The 18,435-nt window shown below is 70.3% G+C and carries 16 protein-coding genes; 9 read left to right on the top strand and 7 right to left on the bottom strand.

Features of this window, described 5'->3' with window-relative positions; translation table 11 throughout:
* Positions 1–104: 104 nt before the first annotated feature.
* Positions 105–1,721 carry an amidohydrolase gene (locus RBS12_RS13325; protein ID WP_307966601.1) on the top strand — a complete coding sequence of 539 codons (1,617 nt, stop codon included), beginning with the start codon at positions 105–107 and terminating at the stop codon, positions 1,719–1,721.
* A 137-nt stretch (positions 1,722–1,858) separates the two neighbouring features.
* Here the strand turns inward: RBS12_RS13325 and RBS12_RS13320 are convergent, their stop codons facing one another.
* Both RBS12_RS13320 and RBS12_RS13315 read right to left on the bottom strand, forming a co-directional pair.
* Positions 1,859–2,668 (bottom strand): PspA/IM30 family protein, encoded by an 810-nt coding sequence (locus RBS12_RS13320; protein WP_307966600.1) that lies wholly within the window; start codon positions 2,666–2,668, stop codon positions 1,859–1,861.
* Between the two features lie 65 nt (positions 2,669–2,733).
* A complete protein-coding gene (locus tag RBS12_RS13315) occupies positions 2,734–4,785 on the bottom strand; it encodes a TPM domain-containing protein (protein WP_307966599.1) in 2,052 nt (683 codons plus the stop codon).
* A gap of 322 nt (positions 4,786–5,107) precedes the next feature.
* On the opposite strand from RBS12_RS13315, the gene RBS12_RS13310 reads away from it, so the two are divergent.
* The 4 genes from RBS12_RS13310 (at position 5,108) to RBS12_RS13295 (ending at position 9,678) form a co-directional block, all read left to right on the top strand.
* Positions 5,108–6,823 carry a trypsin-like peptidase domain-containing protein gene (locus tag RBS12_RS13310; protein ID WP_307966598.1) on the top strand — a complete coding sequence of 572 codons (1,716 nt, stop codon included), beginning with the start codon at positions 5,108–5,110 and terminating at the stop codon, positions 6,821–6,823.
* A 289-nt stretch (positions 6,824–7,112) separates the two neighbouring features.
* Positions 7,113–7,913 (top strand): electron transfer flavoprotein subunit beta/FixA family protein, encoded by an 801-nt coding sequence (locus RBS12_RS13305; RefSeq protein ID WP_307966597.1) that lies wholly within the window; start codon positions 7,113–7,115, stop codon positions 7,911–7,913.
* 14 nt (positions 7,914–7,927) lie between these two features.
* Positions 7,928–8,899: an electron transfer flavoprotein subunit alpha/FixB family protein gene (locus RBS12_RS13300; protein ID WP_307966596.1), complete on the top strand. Its 972-nt coding sequence runs from the start codon at positions 7,928–7,930 to the stop codon at positions 8,897–8,899.
* The gene (locus RBS12_RS13295) at positions 8,899–9,678 is read left to right on the top strand and encodes a PIG-L deacetylase family protein (protein WP_307966595.1); all 780 of its coding nucleotides are present in this window, start codon (positions 8,899–8,901) and stop codon (positions 9,676–9,678) included. The genes RBS12_RS13300 and RBS12_RS13295 overlap by 1 nt, the downstream gene beginning before the upstream one ends.
* Before the next feature lie 24 nt (positions 9,679–9,702).
* Here RBS12_RS13295 and RBS12_RS13290 read toward each other — a convergent pair whose 3' ends face one another.
* The 3 genes from RBS12_RS13290 to RBS12_RS13280 form a co-directional block, all read right to left on the bottom strand.
* A complete protein-coding gene (locus tag RBS12_RS13290; RefSeq protein ID WP_307966594.1) occupies positions 9,703–10,170 on the bottom strand; it encodes a tRNA (cytidine(34)-2'-O)-methyltransferase in 468 nt (155 codons plus the stop codon).
* Between the two features lie 64 nt (positions 10,171–10,234).
* A complete protein-coding gene (locus tag RBS12_RS13285) occupies positions 10,235–11,215 on the bottom strand; it encodes a J domain-containing protein (protein ID WP_307966593.1) in 981 nt (326 codons plus the stop codon).
* Positions 11,216–11,279: 64 nt separating this feature from the next.
* Positions 11,280–12,419, bottom strand: coding sequence for a glycosyltransferase family 4 protein (locus RBS12_RS13280; protein WP_307966592.1), 1,140 nt, complete (start codon positions 12,417–12,419; stop codon positions 11,280–11,282).
* 18 nt (positions 12,420–12,437) lie between these two features.
* Here RBS12_RS13280 and RBS12_RS13275 point away from each other — a divergent pair, with 18 nt between their 5' ends.
* Complete coding sequence (locus tag RBS12_RS13275; RefSeq protein ID WP_307966591.1) at positions 12,438–13,295, top strand: PIG-L family deacetylase; 858 nt, start codon at positions 12,438–12,440, stop codon at positions 13,293–13,295.
* Here the strand turns inward: RBS12_RS13275 and RBS12_RS13270 are convergent.
* On the bottom strand, positions 13,267–13,698 hold the full coding sequence (locus tag RBS12_RS13270; RefSeq protein WP_307966590.1) for a hypothetical protein: 432 nt from the start codon (positions 13,696–13,698) through the stop codon (positions 13,267–13,269). The genes RBS12_RS13275 and RBS12_RS13270 overlap by 29 nt on opposite strands.
* A gap of 93 nt (positions 13,699–13,791) precedes the next feature.
* Here RBS12_RS13270 and RBS12_RS13265 point away from each other — a divergent pair, with 93 nt between their 5' ends.
* Together RBS12_RS13265 and RBS12_RS13260 are read left to right on the top strand one after the other, a co-directional pair.
* Positions 13,792–14,469: a transcriptional regulator gene (locus tag RBS12_RS13265; protein WP_307966589.1), complete on the top strand. Its 678-nt coding sequence runs from the start codon at positions 13,792–13,794 to the stop codon at positions 14,467–14,469.
* 34 nt (positions 14,470–14,503) lie between these two features.
* A complete protein-coding gene (locus tag RBS12_RS13260; protein ID WP_307966588.1) occupies positions 14,504–15,712 on the top strand; it encodes a cysteine desulfurase family protein in 1,209 nt (402 codons plus the stop codon).
* A gap of 87 nt (positions 15,713–15,799) precedes the next feature.
* Here RBS12_RS13260 and RBS12_RS13255 read toward each other — a convergent pair whose 3' ends face one another.
* Entirely contained in the window at positions 15,800–17,056 is a 1,257-nt protein-coding gene (locus RBS12_RS13255) for an FAD-dependent oxidoreductase (protein WP_307966587.1), read from the bottom strand.
* 82 nt (positions 17,057–17,138) lie between these two features.
* Here RBS12_RS13255 and mnmA point away from each other — a divergent pair, with 82 nt between their 5' ends.
* Entirely contained in the window at positions 17,139–18,290 is a 1,152-nt protein-coding gene (gene mnmA, locus RBS12_RS13250) for a tRNA 2-thiouridine(34) synthase MnmA (protein WP_307966586.1), read from the top strand.
* The last annotated feature ends 145 nt before the right edge of the window (positions 18,291–18,435 follow it).

Here is an 18,435-nt window from a genome sequence, read left to right as displayed (position 1 = left end):
GACAGTGATCATGCGAATTTGCGCGAACTCTGACGTGCTACCAGCGGAACACAGATAGAGATACATGCATCAGGTACACCCCTAGAAGATCAAGGAGAGAGCCAATGTCCAACCACTTCGCAGACTCACTGATCCGGGCTGGAGCGGCCCACACGCTCGTGCCGGATCAAGCGCCCCAGCAGGTACTTGCGGTGCGCGGCGACCGGATCATCGCGTCGGCGCCTGGAGCCCACGACCTCGATCATCTGATCGGCCCGAAGACCCAGGTGCTCGATCTTCCGGACAGCACGGTCTTGCCTGCCTTCGACGACACCCATACTCATCTGATCTTCGCGGGGCTCGGCGCGCATGACGTCCCGGTACACCTCGCCAAGGACATCCCCGAGTTCCTGCAACTGATCCGCCAACGCGCCGCCATCACCCCCAACGGCGAGTGGATCCGGACCACCACGAACTGGCAGGAACTCAACCTCGTCGAACGACGCATGCCGACCGCGGCAGAGCTCGACACGGCCACCGATCGGCACCCGGTATTGGTCAAGCGCGGTGGCCACAACGACGTCGTCAACACCTATGCCCTCCGCCTCGCCGGCATCACCGCAGACACCCCCGTGCCGCCAGGGGGCACCATCGGACGAAACGCCGACGGCACCCTCGATGGACGCCTTATCGACTCCGCCATGTACCTCGTCGAGCGCCTGGTCCCGACCCCGGAAGGTGCCGAGCGGATTGACGGGCTGCGACTGGCCAGCCAGGACTACGCCGCCACCGGCATCGGCACCGTCCGAGACGCGGCCGTCTTCCCCGCAGAGTTCGCGGTCCTGCGATCGGCCCGCGAGGCAGGCGCCCTCAAAGTCCGTGTGCGAGCAATGATCGCTGCACTCGCTCTCACGACCGTCGACCAGGTCGAGGACCTCCTCGACCAGATGGAGGAATGGCGCGGAGCAAACGATCCGTGGCTGTCGGTCTGGGGCGTCAAGTTCGGCCTTGACGGCGGCCTGGAGGCAGGAGCCACCGAAGATCCATACGCCTGCGATCACAGCTTCTCCGGAGCCATCATCGCCGACCCCGACACGCTAGCCGCCCAGATCGAGGCGGTCGTACGCCGCGGATGGCGCGTTGGCACCCATGCCTACGGCGACCGCGCAGTGCGCACCCTCCTCGATATCTACGAGCGGATCCTCACTGGCAACCCCGGTCTACCCGCAGGCACCCTGGTGATGGAACACGGAGGACTCGCCAGCCCCGAACAGCAGGCGCGAGCCGTCGCGCTAGGGGTGCCGGTGACCATCCAGCAGCCGCTGCTGCACGACACTGCCGAGGTAGAGGAGTACTACTGGGGCCCGGAACGGGTCGCCCGGCTCTTCCCCGCACGCGGCTGGATCGACCGCGGCGCACAGGTCAGTGCCGGCTCGGACTTCCCGGTCGGCCAGTTCGGCGCCATGCGGTCCGTTTGGGGCATGACAACCCGCGAGACCGTCATCGGCATCAAGGGCCCCGAACATGCCATCAGCTACGACGAAGCCGTCGCGCTGCACACGACAAACGCCGCCCGTCTCACCGACGAAGAGGACGTACGAGGGACACTCGCAATCGGGCGACTCGCCGACCTCACCATCTGGGATCGTGACCCCGCCCTCTGCCCACCCGAACTATTGCGCGACCTCATGCCCACACACACAGTGGTTGGTGGCGTCGTCGTACACACAGCGGAGAATTAAGCGGCGATCGAAACACCGGTGGTCGGTTCTCTGGTCCGCAGGCCGGTTGTGTCCCCGCAACGAAACGACGAGGCCCCGGATCCATCGGATCCGGGGCCTCGCGCGTGCTCGCCGCGGTCTGCCGGCGGGCGCGCGGGTCAGAGCTTGTCGAAGTCTGCCTCGTCGACGATGGGGAGCTCGGGGGCCGACGACGCGCCGGCTCCCTGGCCCTTGCCCGCCGACAGGGCGGCGGGCGCCGAGCCCTGCTTGAGCGCGGCGAGCCGGGCTTCGACCTCGGTCTGCTCGCCGAGGTCCTCGAGCTGGTTGAACTGGGCGTCGAGGCTGCTCGCGGCGAGCTCCTGCTGCCCGCGGACCTTCGCCTCCTCGCGGCGGACCTTTTGCTCGAAGCGGCTCACGTCGCTCGTGGGGTCCATGATGTCGATGCTCTTGAGCGCGTCGTTAACCTGGCTCTGGGCGGCGGCCGTGCGGCTCCGGGCCACGAGCTCGTTGCGCTTGGACGTGAGCTCGTTGAGCTTGCCCTTCATCTGGTCGAGGCCGGTCTTGAGCCGGTCAACGACCTCGCTCTGGGACGCGATCGTGGGCTCGGCGGCCTTGGCCTCGTTCTCCGCGGAGATCTGGCGCTGCAGGGCGACCTTGGCCAGGTTGTCGAACTTCTGGGCGTCGATCGCATTGCCGCCCGAGCGGAACTCGTCGGCCTTGCGCGAGGCCGCGAGAGCCTTGTTGCCCCAGTCCTGGGCGGCCTTGACGTCCTCGGCATGGTCGTCTTGGAGCATGCGCAGATTGCCGATCGTCTGCGCGATAGCCGACTCTGCCTCCGCGATGTTGTTGCTGTAGTCCCGGACCATCTGGTCCAGCATCTTCTGGGGGTCCTCCGCCTGGTCGAGCAGCGCGTTGATGTTGGCCTTCGCCAGCTGTCCGATGCGCCCGAAGATCGACTGCTTTGCCATGGTGTGGTGCTCCCTTCTGTGCCCGGCCACAGGCCGAGGCGCTGATTGGTCTGTACTTTTCGGGGTCAGAAGCTTCCGCCGTCGCCGCCGAATCCGCCGCCGTCGCCACCGCCAAATCCGCCGCCGTCGCCGCCGAATCCGCCACCGCCGTCGCCCCAGCCTCCGCCGCCACCCCAGCCTCCGCCGCCCCACGAATCGTCGCGGTGATGCCCGGCGTTGAGGATGTTGTCGATCAGGATCCCGCCGAGGATCGCCCCGCCGAGTCCGCCGCCGTAGTTCCGGCCGCCGCCCATGCCGAAGCCGCCGAAGCCTGCGAACTGGTTGACGTCCTGCTCGGCGAGCTGGGCAGCCTGCTGGGCGAGTGAGTTGGCCTGCTCGGCATAGGCGAGGGCCGAGGTTGGGTCGCTCTGGGCGATGGAGAGGGCGTAGTCGAGGTTTCGCTGCGCCTCGGCGAGACGCGTGCGGGCTTCAGTGCCGACGCCGCCGCGCCGCGCCGCGATGTAGTCGTTCGTCGCGCTGATCGCGTCCTGCGCCGTGCGGATCGCCTGCTGGAGCGATGCGGCGGCGCGCTTGGCCTGCTGTTCCTTGTCGCGCACGCCGGCGAGGACGTCGTCGAGCTGCTGATGGGACTTCTCGATGCGCGAGAGCAGGGCCACCGGATCGATCTTGCCTCCCGCTAGCTCTTGCCTGGCCTGCGCGAGCACCGATTCGACCCCGGCGATCGGGCCCGCGAGCTCGGCGTTCTGCCCGCCCTGGACCATGGCCTTGGCCTGGGCGAGATCGCTCTCGGTGTCGGCGAGGGCGGAGTCGAGGTTCGTGCGGGCCGAGCTGATCGACGCCGACGCCTTGTCGATCGCGTCGAGCAGCACGACGCTCTGGTGGAGGGCCTCTTCGGCCGCGCGGACCGACACCGCGGCCGCCCCGGTCTCTCCCGCGCCGAGCTGCTGACGGGCCTGACCCGACGCGGACTCGACGAACGTGAGCCGATCCTTGGCCTGGGTGATGTTGTCGGCGACGTGCTTGACGGCCGACGGCGCGTACTCGGCCCCGAGCGCAGCGAGAGTCTGTTCCGCCCCGGTGAGCCGCGCCGTCGCGCTTCCGACACCGGCCGCGACGTTGTCGAGCGCCGCGGGCGCGTTGCGCTCGAGCTCGCGGAGCGCGTCGAAGTCGGTCTTCTGGTCCGCGAGGGAGCGGATTGCGCCGTCCGTGCGCTGGATGATCTCGGTGAGCCAAGCCCGCTGCTGTGCGGGCGTGTCCGGGATGTGGTCGTCGAGCTGCTGCTGGAGTTTGAAGGACTCGCTCAGCTGTGCCTTCGCGTCGGCGAGGGCCTTCGAGAAATTGCCCACCGCCTCAGTTCCGTAGGAGGCCTCGGCGAAGCCAAGCTCCTGTTCGCTCGACTTGATTGCGTCGTCGGCCTGGACGAGGAGCCCGCCCGCGCGCTTGCGGAGCTCGTCGATGCTGAGCCCAGCGAGCGGATCCGGGGTGCCGTCTGCGCTGACGGCCTGCGTGATGACGCGGTTCCTGCGCCGCCGCGACAGCACGTAGGCACCGGCCGCGCCGGCCGCAACGACGACTCCTCCGCCCACGAGGAGCGGGGCCGGGTTGAACGTCGAGACGTCGCCGTTCCCGCCGCCCGCGGCGTCGCCGACGGCCTTGGCCGTGTCGATCGCTGCCTGGGCGTAGTCCTGCTTGCCGCCCGCGAGGTTGGGGGTGATCGCGTTCTTGATGATGTTGTCGATCTTGGGGTAGACCTTCGCGTTCCCGGACTTCGTGCCGAGGTAGTACTGCCCATTCGAGGTCGAGATCGTGAGCAGGACGTCCGTCGGACCGATGTTCTTCTTCGTCGCTACTGCCGATGCCCACCCCTTCGCGTCGGGCGGGTTCGTGAAGCTGTCGACGATCACGACGTAGAGGTTTTCCCGACGCTCGTTCAGGAGGTCGCCGATGGCCTTCTGGACGTCGCCCTTCCGGCCGCCGAGAGCGTTGGTCGGGTCGACGATATTCGTCCCGGACTGGATGTTCACGGGATCAGTGGCCCACGCGGGTGAGGCCGCGGGGAGCAGCGCCAGCCCGAGGGCACCGACAGCCGTCAGGAGAGTCTTCAGCGTGGATCGCACTTCACAGCCCTTCGCTCGGCTCCGGGGCATTTCCCCGGAACGCCCCAACCCCCCAAATGGCAGCCACTGCCGCGGGACGCTGTGGCATGTCGTTTTGATTCTAGGGGCCGGTCCGAGCGGGGGTCCACCGGAGCCTGTGCGCCCCCAGCGAACACAGAGAACGGACGACGGCGCCCGTCCGTTGGGCGATATGGCGGCACCCCGACGTTCGGCTGGCTTCCAGAAACCTCTCAGGAAACAAAGGAGCCGTGCACAGGATCGCGGTCCATAGTTGAGTGCAGAGAAAAGCAAAGAAGAGCAGAGAAGGACGGAAAGAGGAGCCATGAGCGAAACCCCAGAGAGCCCGGCCCCGGACCGCGGCCAGGCCCACGAGGGTGCGAACAGCCCCGAGCGGCCGACCGTCGCTCCGCGCGTCGAACCGACACCCACGCAGCCCACCCCGAGCTCAGCCACCGTCGACGCGACGCCCACGGCGCCGATCCAGGGGCCCGCGCAGGCCGCGTCGCCGTCGTCCCCGTCGCAGTCCGAACCCGAGGCCCAGACGCAGGCGCAGCCCCAAGCTCAGGCTCAGGGGCAGACTCCGCCGACACAGCCCCAGACGCAGCCTCAGACTCAGCAGCAGCCCCGCTACGGCCAGTACGCCCAGCCCAGCCAGCCGCAGCGGCCGCCGCAGTACGGCCAGGCGCCGCAGTACGGCCAGAACGCGCAGCAATATGGCCAGAGCGCTCCGCAGTACGGCCAGCCGGGTTCCTATGGCCAGCACGTTCCGGGCCAGCAATACCCGTACAGCCAGCACCCTCAGGCCGGCACCTCGTTCGCGCCGCCGACCTCTGCCCGGCCGCGCGATCCCAAGCGCTGGGGCACGGGAGTCGTCGTCGGCGGCATGCTCGTCGCGGGCCTCATCGGCGGCGGGGTGGCCGTCGGCGGCTATTCGCTCCTGAGCCCGCGCACGTCGGCCGTCGGGACCGCGCAGAACAGCCCCGTGATCGTCAACAACCAGGAGAGCGTCAACGCGGTGACGGCCGCCGCGGCGAAGGCCTCGCCGAGTGTCGTGACGATCGGCGTCACCTCGGGGAACTCGTCGGGGACCGGGTCCGGCGTCGTCCTCGACGACAGCGGGCACATCCTGACCAACACGCACGTCGTCACGCTCGACGGCTCGGTCGCCAGCCCGACGATCCAGGTCCGTACAAGCGACGGCAGCGTGTACTCGGCGACCGTGGTCGGCACCGACCCGCTGTCCGACCTCGCCGTCGTCCAGGTCAAGGGCGCCAATCTCACTCCGATTACGTTCGGCGACTCGGGCAAGCTCAACGTCGGCGACACCGCCATCGCGATCGGCGCGCCGCTCGGGCTCGACAGCACGGTCACGGAAGGCATCGTCTCGACGCTCAACCGGACCATCTCGGTCGCGTCGTCCGCCGCGCCCCAGGGCGGCGACCAGCAGCAGGGCGGCGGGGGCCAGGGCTTCCAGTTCGCCCCGCCGAACGGCCAGTCCCAGCGCTCGCAGGCGCAGAGCACCGTGAGCCTCGACGTGATCCAGACGGACGCGGCGATCAACCCCGGCAACTCGGGAGGCGCGCTCGTGAACGCCAAGGGCGAGCTCGTGGGGATCAACGTCGCGATCGCGTCGACGGGCAGCGGCTCGAGCTCGTCGGGCCAGAGCGGCAACATCGGCGTGGGCTTCAGCATCCCGGCGAACTACGCCCACCGGATCGCGCAGGAGCTCATCTCAAAGGGCAAGGCGACGCACGGCCAGCTCGGCGTGTCGGTCCAGCCCGCGGCGCCGAGCGGCAGCTCGAACTCGGCGTTCTCGGTCGGCGCCCAGGTGGCCGACGTCACGAGCGGATCTCCCGCGGACAAGGCAGGCATCAAGAAGGGCGACGTCATCACCCACTTCGGCGACTTTGCTATCGGCGACGCGAGCGAGCTCACCGCGGCCGTGCGCCAGCAGGCGCCTGGGACGACCGTCAAGGTGACCCTCCTGCGCAACGGCCAGAGCACGAGCGTTGACGTGACCGTCGGCTCGGCCTCCTGACGGCCTCAGTCCGCCAGCGCGCAGTTCCGCCCGCGACCCCCACGGGCCGCGGGCGGAACTGTCTGCCGCTCTTCCGCCCCGAGCTCGCCGGCGAATCGCGAAGATTCATGACTTTTCGTGGCGTTCCGTGACGCGAAGCGGCGCTCGGGCCCCTTTTGCCGGGCCTCGAACGCGCCAGGGGCCGCGTATGGTTAGCTAAAGTTCGCGGCGGCATGCGCGTGCGGTTCAGGCCCGCCGCCAGCGACGGACGCGATAGGCGCAACGCACAGACTACGGAAGGCCCTCAACCGTGGGAGACACCCTCAAGATCGTCGTGCTGGTCAAGCACGTCCCGGACGCGCAGTTCGACCGGCACATCGGCCCCGACCGAACGCTCGAGCGCTCGGAGAGCATCCTGTCCGAGCTCGACGAATACGCCCTCGAGGCGGCCCTCCAGCTGAGCGAGGCGCGCGGCGGCGAGAAGGCCGGCAACCAGGTCATCGCCGTCACGATGGGCACCCCCGACGCCGCCAACGCCCTCAAGAAGGCCCTTCAGATCGGCGCTTCGAGCGGCGTCCACATCACGGACGGCTCGCTCGCCGGCTCCGACGCCTCGGTGACGTCCCTCGTCCTCGCCGCGGCGGTGCGCAGCCTCGGCGACGTCGACCTCGTCCTCGCGGGCATGTCCTCGACGGACGGCGAGACGTCGATCGTCCCGGCCCAGCTCTCGGAGCGCCTCGGGGTCCCCCAGCTCACGTTCGCCTCGGATCTCGAGGTCACGGGGCGCACCGCGCTGATCCGCCGCGATGGCGACTCGACCTCGGACACTGTCGAGGCCAGCCTCCCGGCCGTCGTCTCCGTCACGGACCAGATCAACGAGCCCCGCTACCCGAACTTCAAAGGCATCCTCGCCGCGAAGAAGAAGAAGATCGCGACGCTCGGCCTCGCGGACCTCGGCCTCGAGGCGGGCCAGGTCGGCGCCGCGGGCTCGCTCACGCGCGTCGAGCAGGCCGATCCCCGCCCGGCCCGCTCCGCGGGCACGATCATCACGGACGAGGGCGACGCCGGCGTCAAGCTTGTCGATTTCCTGGCCGCCCAGAAGCTCATCTAGCGGAAGCGAAGACCATGACTGCATCTGTCCTCGTCTACCTCGACGCCGTCCACGCCGATGGCCTGCGCAAGGCCCAGCGGGAGCTGCTCGCCGCGGGGCGCATCCTCGGCCCGGTTTCCGCCGCCGTGACGGGCACGCCGAGCGAGGCGGCCCTCGCCCAGCTCGCCGAGAGCGGCGTTGAGACCGTGTACACGGGCCCCGCCGACCTCTCGGGCTATCTCGTCGCTCCCACGGCCGCGTGGCTGGCTGCGGTGGCCGGGGCCGCCGCCGAGGCGGGAACGGCGCCGTCCGCCGTCGTCGTCGACAACTCGGCAGGGGGCAAGGAGATTGCGGCGCGGGTCGGCGTGCGCCTCAATGCGGGCGTCATCACGGACGTCGTCGCCCTCGAAGCGGACGGGACTGCCCACAAGTCCGTCCTGGCGGGCTCGTACGAGGTGCGCGCGAAGGCGACGAGCGCGACGGCGGTGCTTGCCATCAAGGGCAACGCCGCCGAAGGTGCCCCCGAGCCGGTGCGCGGCGCCGCGGACCTTCGCGCCGTCGACGTTCCCGCGGATGCGCTCGCGAACGCGGCCCGCGTCACGGCGCGCGTCGAACGGCCCAAGACCGGCCGCCCCGAGCTCACCGAGGCGAGCATCGTCGTCGCCGGCGGGCGTGGGACAGACGGCGACTTCGGTCCGATTGAGGAGCTTGCGGACGTGCTCGGGGCGGCCGTCGGCGCGTCGCGTGCCGCGACCGATGCGGGCTGGATCGGCCATGACTTCCAGGTCGGCCAGACGGGCAAGACCGTCTCGCCGCAGCTGTACATCTCGGCGGGCATCTCGGGCGCGATCCAGCAGAAGGCCGGCATGCAGACCTCCAAGGTGATCGTCGCGATCAACTCGGACCCGGAATCGCCCGTCTTCGAGATCGCGGACTTCGGCGTGGTCGGAGACCTCTTCAAGGTGCTCCCGCAGGCCGCGGAGGAGATCAAGAGGCGTCGCGGCTAGTGGCCGACGTTCAGCAGATTCCGGACTCGGCGCGCACGCCCGATGGGGCCGTGGTGCGCCGGGTCCTCGCCTTCGGCGCCCATCCCGACGATCTCGACTTCGGCGCCGCCGGAACGATCGCAGCGTGGGCAGCGGCCGGGGCCGAGATCCATTACGGCATCATGACCGACGGCGACGCGGGCGGCTTCGATCCGGACCAAAGGGATGAGATCGTGGCCACGCGCCGCGATGAGCAGCGCTCGGCCGCGGCGCGCGTCGGCGCGCGCGAGGTCCATTTCCTCGGGTACCGCGACGGGTACCTCGAGCCGTCGCACGAAGTGCGCCGTGACGTCGTCCGGCTCATCCGCACGGTGCGGCCCGACGTCGTCCTCTCGATGCATCCCGAGCGGAACTGGGCGAGCCTCCATATGTCCCATCCAGACCATCTCGCATGCGGTGAGGCCGTCACGCGGGCCGTGTACCCCGCGGCAGAGAATCCCTTCGCGTATCCCGAGCTCGCGGATGGTGGGCTCGGAGCGTACCGCGTTCCGTGGCTCTGGCTCTATGGGGCCCCCGAGGGGCGGATCAACCACACTGTCGACGTCACGGCCCATGTCGAAGCGAAGCTCGAGGCCATCCGCGTGCACCTGAGCCAGCACTCCGACTTCGAGGCGACGGAGCGCTACGTCCGCGCGAGGCTCCTCGCGACGGCGGCGTCGGCCGGGTTCGCGGAGGGCGCCTCAGGGGAGGGGTTCCACGTCGTCGCCGTGAACGCGAAGGACACGATCGCAGGCTTCTGAGGCTCCGGCGGGGATGGCCCGCCGTCAGGCCTGCGCGCCCGCGTAGCCGTTCTGGCGCCACGCCTCGTAGACGGCGATCGACGCCGAATTCGCGAGGTTGAGCGAACGACGCGCGGGGAGCATCGGGAGCCTCACGCGCGCCGTCACACGCGGGTCCGCGAGGACAGCCTCGGGCAGCCCGACCGATTCCGGGCCGAAGAACAGGACGTCGCCCGGCGCATACGCGATATCGGCGAAGCTCGACTCGCCGTGCGACGTGAACGCGAAGACCCGGGCGGGGAGCAGCGCCGCGAACGCATCCTCTAGCGTCTTGTGCACCGTCACGACGGCGAGGTCGTGGTAGTCGAGCCCCGCGCGCCGCAGCTTGGAATCCTCGAAGTCGAATCCGAGGGGCTCGACGAGGTGCAGTTCGGACCCGGTCACGGCCGCGAGCCGGATGGCATTGCCGGTGTTGCCCGGGATTTCCGGCGTGTAGAAGAGGATGCGGAACACGCCCTCCATCCTAAGGCGCCTCACCGGGCCGGCTCGGCGAAGCTCCCGGACGGTGCGGAACCGGTCAGTGGAGGCCCGTCAGCAGCCGCGCGAGGGCCGGGACGTACACGGTGTTCGGCTGGGGGCCCGACGCGAGGAAGAACTTGAGCTCGCGCACGAACTTGGAAGCGTTGAGGGGCTCGATGCCGCCCATGACGCTGCGATGGACGTCGATCACGGGCTGATGCAGGCTCGAGTCCGGCGTCTGCACGAGGACGAATCCCTGCACGTTGAGCTCCGGGAACACCTCTTGGAACATGCGGACGTGGTTCGCGAGGAGCGGCGGAGCCGCCGCCCGGCCGCCCTGGAGGAGGTGCGCGCCGTCCCACGCGTAGTTGCCCACGGGTACGAGCATCGAATCGACAAGGGCGAGCCGGTAGCCCGCGAGCACGGCGTGCGCGACGTACGCGCCGCCCGCGGGGGAGTGGAGGCCGCTGACGAGGCGCGCCGAAGGGATCTCGGACAGAACGTACTTGCGGATGAGGGCTGCCGTCCGCTGCTCGCGCTCGATGCGGGCCGCGGCGCCGAAGATGCCGCGACGCCGCGGCTCTCCGTACTCGCGTCGGGCCGCGGTCTGGGGCGGAATGAGGGGCACGGCGACGTCGGCGAACGGAGGCTCGTAGACGGCCGGCTCGCCCGCGGGATTGCGCTGCGGCCCTGCGCCCGGGGCGCGCCGCGCCGCGAACCCGCGGTCGTCGCCGTGGGGCCCCGACGACGGCGGGCGAGTGCCGCCGTCGTCCGTTGTGCCGGCGGCCGGGCCCCACGGCGTCCCGGCGGGCTCCCGCTGCGGGGAGGACGTGAAGTAGCTGCGATCGTAGGCCTCACGGCGCTTGGGATCGGAGAGGACCTCGTACGCGAGCGTCACCCGGCGGAACTCGGCCGGGTCCCCGCCGTGATCGGGATGATGGACTCGCGCCGCGCGGCGGTAGGCGGCCTTGACCTCTTGGGCGCTGGCCGTGACGGGGACGCCCAGGACCTCGTAATGAGAGGGGAGGCGCGACGTCATGGATCAATCCTAGGTGCGCGGGCTGGGCGGTCGCCGCGCGACGGCGCCCGACGGCGACGCGCTCTTACGGGGCGCCGTCGATGATCTCGGCGAGCTTTGTGCACACGGAGGCCCACGTGAATTCGGGCGCGCGCCTTCTGCCGAGGCGCCCGACAGCCTGGGCCGTGGCCGGATCGGCGAACCGCAGCATGGCGGACGTCAGCTCGTCCACTCGACCCGGCCGGACGACGATCCCGCCGTCGCCGATGACGCATCCGGCACCGCCCTCGGTCGTGCCGACGCTCGGGACTCCCGCGTGCAGGGCCTCGACGTAGACGATGCCCGCCGCCTCGTAGCGCGAAGGGACCACGCAGCACGTCGCCATGGCCCAGAGGTCCGCCATGCGCTGCCGATCCGCCGGACTGCGAAGGTCGAGGTTGCCGTGGCTGACGACGCCGGGCTCCGCGACGGGAGGATGGACGCCCGCGAGGTGGAGCTCGGCCTCGGGGTGGGCCTCCCGGACCCGGGCGAAGGCCTCGACGACGTCGGGACCTCCCTTGGCCTCCCAGGCCCGCGCGGGGAACAGGAACCGGGGCGTGGTCCAGCGCCGCGGCGTCTCGCGGGCGACGGCGTGGTTCGCGCCGATGCCGACCGCGTGGGCCTTCTCAGGAGGGCAGCCCAAGTCCGCGACGGCAGAGGCCGCCGCCCACGGCGTGGCGAAGGCGGCTGCCGCGTTCGCTCTGTAGCGCTCGCTCTGGAAGCGGAGGCGTCTCGTGACCGTCCAGCGCGGAACGTCGCCCCAGCAGGTCTCGGGCCAGCGGAGCGCCTGCCTGATGGTCATGTCCTCGTAGGAGACCACCCGCGGATGGTCGATCCGATAGCCGGTCCCGATCTGGATGACGGCGTCGAAGGGGCCGAGCTGGGACAAAAGCTGCTTGGCTCGCGCCGAACATGCGGCGGAATACGCCATGGACTGAAGCGCAGCGCGCCGGCTGCGATCGACCGCAGATCGGAGGCCGAGGCGCGGAATCCGCGCGAGCACCCACGGTGCCGCGACCGCGTCAACGATCGCGCGGCGGGCCGGCGGCGTGACGTCGAGCGCGACAACGTCCGCGCCGAGCCTTTCGAGTCCCCTGAACAGATTGCTGGGCGTCCCGGACCAGAGTCCGGGATCAGCCGCGTTGCCGATCGCCGCCATGGCGATGCGTCCCCCCAGAATTCGCATGCCGGGTATGTTACCTGCATGCTTCCGCTGTCCTCGTACGAGCGAATCCTGGTTCTCTCGCCTCATTTCGACGACGCCGTCCTCTCGTGCTGGTCGGTGATCCAGGACTTCGGCGAGGCCGTCGACGTCGTGACGATGTGCGGGGGCGCGCCCGACGACGGATTGAGCGACTGGGACGATACCTGCGGATTCTCGTCCGGGGGCGAAGCGGCGGCGGCGCGGCGCAACGAGGAAGCGCGGGCCCTCGCGGGCAGGGTCGGGAGCTTCCGCTGCCTGCCGATCCTCGAGGCCGCCTACTCGGGCGGCGAGGGCAGCGGGGAACGCAGGGCCATCCTCCGCGACTGCCTCACGGGCTGGGTCGAGGCGCACGCAGACCGGTCACGGCTCCTCGTCCTCCTGCCAGCCGGGGCCGGCCTCAACGCCGCCGATCCGGCCGCGGCCCCGGGGAAGCCGAAGGGCCGCGGCGGAGACGGTCTCGCCTGGGCGCGCTCGCTCAAGCACCGCCTCTACCTGCGGCGCACCGCGAGCCTCCGCGCGACGGGCCTCCTGAGCCATAGCGACCACCGCGCCGCCCGGAATCTCGCCCTCGACGTGCTCTGGGGCAGCGGGCGGGCCGACGTGGCGCTGTACGAGGAGCTGCCGTACCTGTGGTCGCAGCCCGCCGACCGCGCGGTGCTCGCCGTGTCGAGGCGCCTGGGCGCCGAGGCCCTCGCCGCCGAGCGTCCGGTCGACACGGCGCGCAAGGCCGAAGCCCTGGCGTCCTACGCGAGCCAGCTCGGACCGCTGGATCCCGCCGGCCGGCTCATCGGCCCCGCGCACCTGCCCGCGCGCGAGCGCTTCTGGCTCCTCACGCGCGCCTCGTCGCGAGGCGGTTGAGCGCGAGGGCGCCGACCAGGAGCCCAAAGTCGCGCAGCGCGACGTCGTAGAAGTGTCCGAGGATCAGGAGATTCACGATGATCCCCAGGAGCCACAGTGCGACGATGAGCGATCCCCAGCGAGGCTTCCACGCAACGATGAGGCCCGCGACGATTTCGACGACGCCCACGCCGTACATGAACGCCGATGGGGTGACCGGGACGACCTGCGTGGCCGCAGGGGCGAGATAGGCGGGCCAATTGGTGAGGATGTTGAAGAACTTGTCGAGCCCGAAGAGGATCGGCGCGACGGTGTAGATCGTCCTGAGCATGGCGAATGCCTGATCGGCGCCGGATGCTGCGGCGGCGGCCTTGGCCCGCTTTGCCGGGAAACGCGCTTCTCCATGGGTTGAGGTGGAAGACATGTGGTGCTCCTTTCCAAAACTAGTGATTGCGATTTTAGACCTCAAAGGGCATCTAAAACAACGATTGTGCTTTTTGGACTTACACTGGAGCACATGGCTGAAAGCCCGTGGTCACGGCGCGTCCAGGCGGTCTCGTCGCTCGGAGACAGGAGCCGACGCGCGATCTTCGATTACGTCCGCGCCGCTGCGAGGCCAGTGGGTCGGGACGAGGCGGCAGATGCCCTCGGGATGACGCGAGGGGCGGCCGCCGCACAGCTCGATCGCCTCGCGTCAGACGGGATCCTCGCCGTCACGTTCGTGAAGCCGGGGGCAGGGGGGCCCGGCACGGGGCGACCCTCGAAGTTCTACGCCCTTGCTGTCCGTGAGGTCGTGGCCTCGGTCCCCGAACGGAACTACGAGCTCGCGGGAGAACTCATGGCCGAGGCCGCCGAACGGTCGATGACCCAATCGGTGCCGATCGAGGAGTGCCTTGACGCCGTCGGGCGAGAGACCGGGAACGCGCTCGGACGCGAGCACGGAAGCATCGAGGCGGTCCTCGAGGCGGCCGGGTACTCGCCGGTCGCGCGGGTCCCCGAGGGAACGATCGAACTCGCCAACTGCCCGTTCCATCGGCTCGCGCAGGGACATCGCGCCGTCGTGTGCGCGCTGAGCGCGGCGCTCCTCGAGGGCGCGCTCGAAGGCTGCGGCGATGCCCGGCGGAGCCTCGAGCCGATCGAGCCCGGCCACGGCGCGGGGGAGTGCTGCGCGAGGATCATGCTCCGGAAAGGGTGAGACCCAGCGTCTGATCCCGTCCTACAGTGGAATCGTGCCCGTGTATCTCGACCACGCCGCGACGACCTCCGTCCGGCCCCACGCCCTGAGCGTCTTCACCGAGCAGGCCGCGCTCGGCGGCAACCCCTCGTCGCTCCACGCCGCGGGCCAGCGGGCCCGGCGTGCCCTTGAGGACGCCCGAGAGTCTCTTGCGGGCCTTCTCGGCGCCCATCCCTCGGAGCTGATCTTCACGTCGGGCGGGACCGAGGCCGACAATCTCGCGGTCAAGGGCCTCTTCTGGGCGCGCCGAGCCGCCGATCCCCGGCGCACGCGCATCCTGTGCTCGAGCGTCGAGCACCACGCCGTCATGGACACGGTCGAATGGCTCGGGCAGCAGGAGGGCGCCGAGGTCGTGTGGCTTCCGTGCGATGCGGAGGGCGTCACGAGCGTCGACGCGGTCCGCCTCGAGCTCGACCGCGACCCGGAGTCGATCGCCCTCGTCGCCGTCATGTGGGCCAACAACGAGATCGGCGCGATCCAGCCGGTCGCGGAGATCGCCGCGCTCGCAGGCAAACATGGCATTCCCACGCATTCCGATGCCGTCCAGGCTTTCGGGCACGTGCCGCTCGACTTCGCCGCGTCCGGCCTCGCGACGATGGCCGTGAGCGGCCACAAACTCGGGGCGCCCGTCGGCGTCGGAGCTCTCGTCGTCCGCCGCGACGCCGTCGTGACCCCGGTACAGCACGGCGGAGGCCAACAGCGCGGCCTGCGTTCGGGAACTCTCGACGCCGCGGCCGCCGCCGCGTTCGCCGCAGCGGCGGGCGACGCCGTCGTCGGCCTGGACGAAGAGGCCGCACGCGTCGGCGCGCTGCGTGATCGGCTGGTCGACGGCGTGCTCCGGGAAGTCCCCGAAGCGCGCCTGAGCGGGCCGCACGACCCCACGCGGCGACTTCCCGGGATCGCGCATTTCACGTTCCCCGGCTGCGAGGGCGATTCGCTGCTGTTCCTCCTCGACATGATGGGCGTCGAAGCATCGACGGGCTCGGCGTGCACGGCGGGCGTCCCGCGTCCGTCGCACGTCCTCCTCGCGACGGGCCTCACGGAGGACCAGGCGCGGGGTGCGCAGCGCCTGAGCCTCGGCTGGACGACGACAGAGGACGACGTCGACGCCTTCCTCGCCGTCGTCGGCCGCGCCTACCAGCAGGCGCGCCAGGCCGGGATGGCCGGGCACGAGAGTTCGATCCGCACCGCCTCGAGCCGCTAGCGCAGGGTCGGTTCGGAACGCCACAAGTCAGAGGCTGATGGCCTGATTTTCTTCGCTCAGGAGCTCCGAATTGTGTCTTTGGAGACCCTAGACCGCCGGCACGAGCTCCGCGAGCGGTACCGCCGGGTCCGCAAGGCGAGCCGGATCGACGACGGCGCGCGAGGCGATGATCGCCTTGAGCGCCTTCTGCGACCGTGGCGCGTTGACGTTCATCGCCGCGACGACCTGCCCGTGCTGGAGCCAGAACGCGACGAAGCCCGCGAGCCCGTCGTCGACCGTGTCGATCGATCCGCGCATGACGAGCTGGGCCCCGCGCGCCCGCTGCCCGTAGCCCGAGTACTCGAGGCTCACCTCGAATTGGTCGGTGTAGAAGTATGGCGCGATGTCGAGCGCCGCGCCGACGCCGAGCATCGACTTCGCGGCGACCTTTCCGCCGTTGAGCGCGTTCGACCAGTGCTCGCTGCGCACGTGGTCGCCCGTGAACGGCTGGAGCGAGTTCGCGACGTCGCCCGCGGCGAAGATGCCCTCGGCGGACGTGCGAAGGGACGCGTCGACGACGACGCCGTTCCCGACGACGAGCTTGGCGTCCCGGGCAAGCCCGACGTTGGGCGTGACCCCGACCGCGACGACGACGAGATCCGCGCCGAGGCGCTCGCCGGTGTTCGTCACGACGCACGAGACGGCGCCGTCGTCGTCGGACGCCTTGAACTCGACCGGATGCTCGCCGAGGCGGAATTCCACCCCATGGGACTCGTGGAGCCGCCGGAAGTAGTCGCCGAGCTCGGGTTCGAGCTGCCCGAGGGGCTGTGCCTCGCGTCCCACGACCGTGACCTCGTTGCCGTACGTGCGAGCCGCAGCCGCGACCTCCATCCCGATCCACCCCGAGCCGATGAGCACGACGCGGCGCCCTCCGCCCTCGAGCTCCGAGCGGAGCGCGAGCGAATCTTCGAAGCGGCGCAGGGTCACGATGCCCTCGTACTGGGCCCCCGGCAGGTCGAGGGTCCGCGGCTGGGCGCCCGTCGCGAGGAGCAGCGCCCGATACGCGAGGAGCTGCCCGCTCTCAAGCCTCACGACGCGCGAGGCCGGCACGATCTGGGCGACGTTCTCGCCGAGGCGGAGTTCGACGTCGTTCTCGGCGTACCACCCCGCGGGGTTGACCTCGAGGTCCTCTTCGGGCGCTTTGCCCAGCAGGAATTCCTTCGACAGGGGAGGCCTCAGGTAGGGCGCGCGGTGCTCGGCCCCGACGATCGTGATGGGGCCCTCCCAGCCCTCGGCCCGCAGCGTCTTCGCCGCGCTGCCCGCGGCGAGGCCGCCTCCCGCGATGACCATGCCCTGTTCGTCCACGTCAGCCCCTATCGTCGCTTGACCTGTCGGCGGCCGGCCCCGGGCCGCGCGGCTGTGCTGGCTCCGCCGCTAGAATAGACCGGTGCGAGTTCTGGCAGCCATGAGCGGAGGAGTGGATTCCGCGGTCGCCGCTGCCCGGGCCGTCGAGGCCGGGCACGACGTCGTCGGCGTCCACCTCGCGCTGTCCCGGATGCCGGGGACGCTGCGCACGGGAAGCCGCGGCTGCTGCACGATCGAAGACTCGAACGACGCGTGGCGGGCATGCGACAAGCTCGGCATCCCGTTCTATGTGTGGGACTTCTCCGAGCGCTTCAAGGCAGACGTCGTCGACGATTTTGTCGCCGAATATGCGGCCGGGCGCACGCCGAACCCGTGCATGCGCTGCAATGAGCGCATCAAGTTCGCGGCCCTCCTCGAGAAGGCTCTTGCGCTCGGCTTCGACGCGGTGTGCACCGGGCACTACGCCAAGATCGTCCGGGACACCGACGGCAATGCAGAGCTGCACCGCGCGGCCGACTGGGCCAAGGACCAGTCGTACGTCCTCGGCGTGCTGACCGCCGAGCAGCTCGAGCACTGCCTGTTTCCGCTCGCGGACACCCCGTCGAAGGCCGAGGTCCGTGCCGAAGCCGAGCGCCGCGGGCTCTCGGTCGCGAAAAAGCCGGACAGCCACGACATCTGCTTCATCTCCGACGGGGACACGCGCGGCTGGCTTGCCGAGAAGATCGAGATGACGCCGGGGGACATCGTCGACGAGTCGGGGCAGAAGGTCGGCCAGCACGGGGGCGCGAACGCGTTCACCGTCGGGCAGCGCCGGGGCCTCCGGCTCGGGCGCCCCGCCCCGGACGGCAAGCCGCGCTTCGTCCTCGAGGTGCGGCCCAAGGACAACACGGTTGTTGTCGGTCCCGAGAAGCTCCTCGCGGTCGACGAGATCCGCGGCATCCGCCTTTCGTGGGCCGGGCTGCCGCTCGCCGAGGCCGCCGCGGGCGAGCAGTTCGAGTGCCACGCGCAGGTTCGCGCGCACGGGGATGCGCTTCCCGCGCGGGCGCGCGTCGTCGTCGGCGGTCGCCAGGCGAGCGATGGGCACGTGGCGGACGACGGCGAACTCGTCGTGACGCTCGAAGCTCCCCTCCGTGGGGTCGCCCCCGGGCAGACCATCGTGCTGTACCGGGGAACCCGCGTGCTCGGCCAGGCGACGATCGACGCCGCCCGGTCGCTCGCGCGTCCCGCCCTCTGACCGCAGACCCTCCCCGGAGCCTTCCCTTGGTCGTTGGGCAACTGATTTCCCGGCGGGCAGCCCAGTGCTGAGCTGGGAGAACGTCCCGTTCGCGGAGTAACCCGAGGCGCGGCGTCAAGTCCGCGCGGAGTTGAGTGTGCGTTCT

Source organism: Sinomonas sp. ASV322, assembly GCF_030908245.1.
Lineage (GTDB): Bacteria > Actinomycetota > Actinomycetes > Actinomycetales > Micrococcaceae > Sinomonas.
The sequence above is the reverse complement of the archived record's forward strand: the minus strand, read 5'-3'. Positions and strand labels throughout refer to the sequence as shown.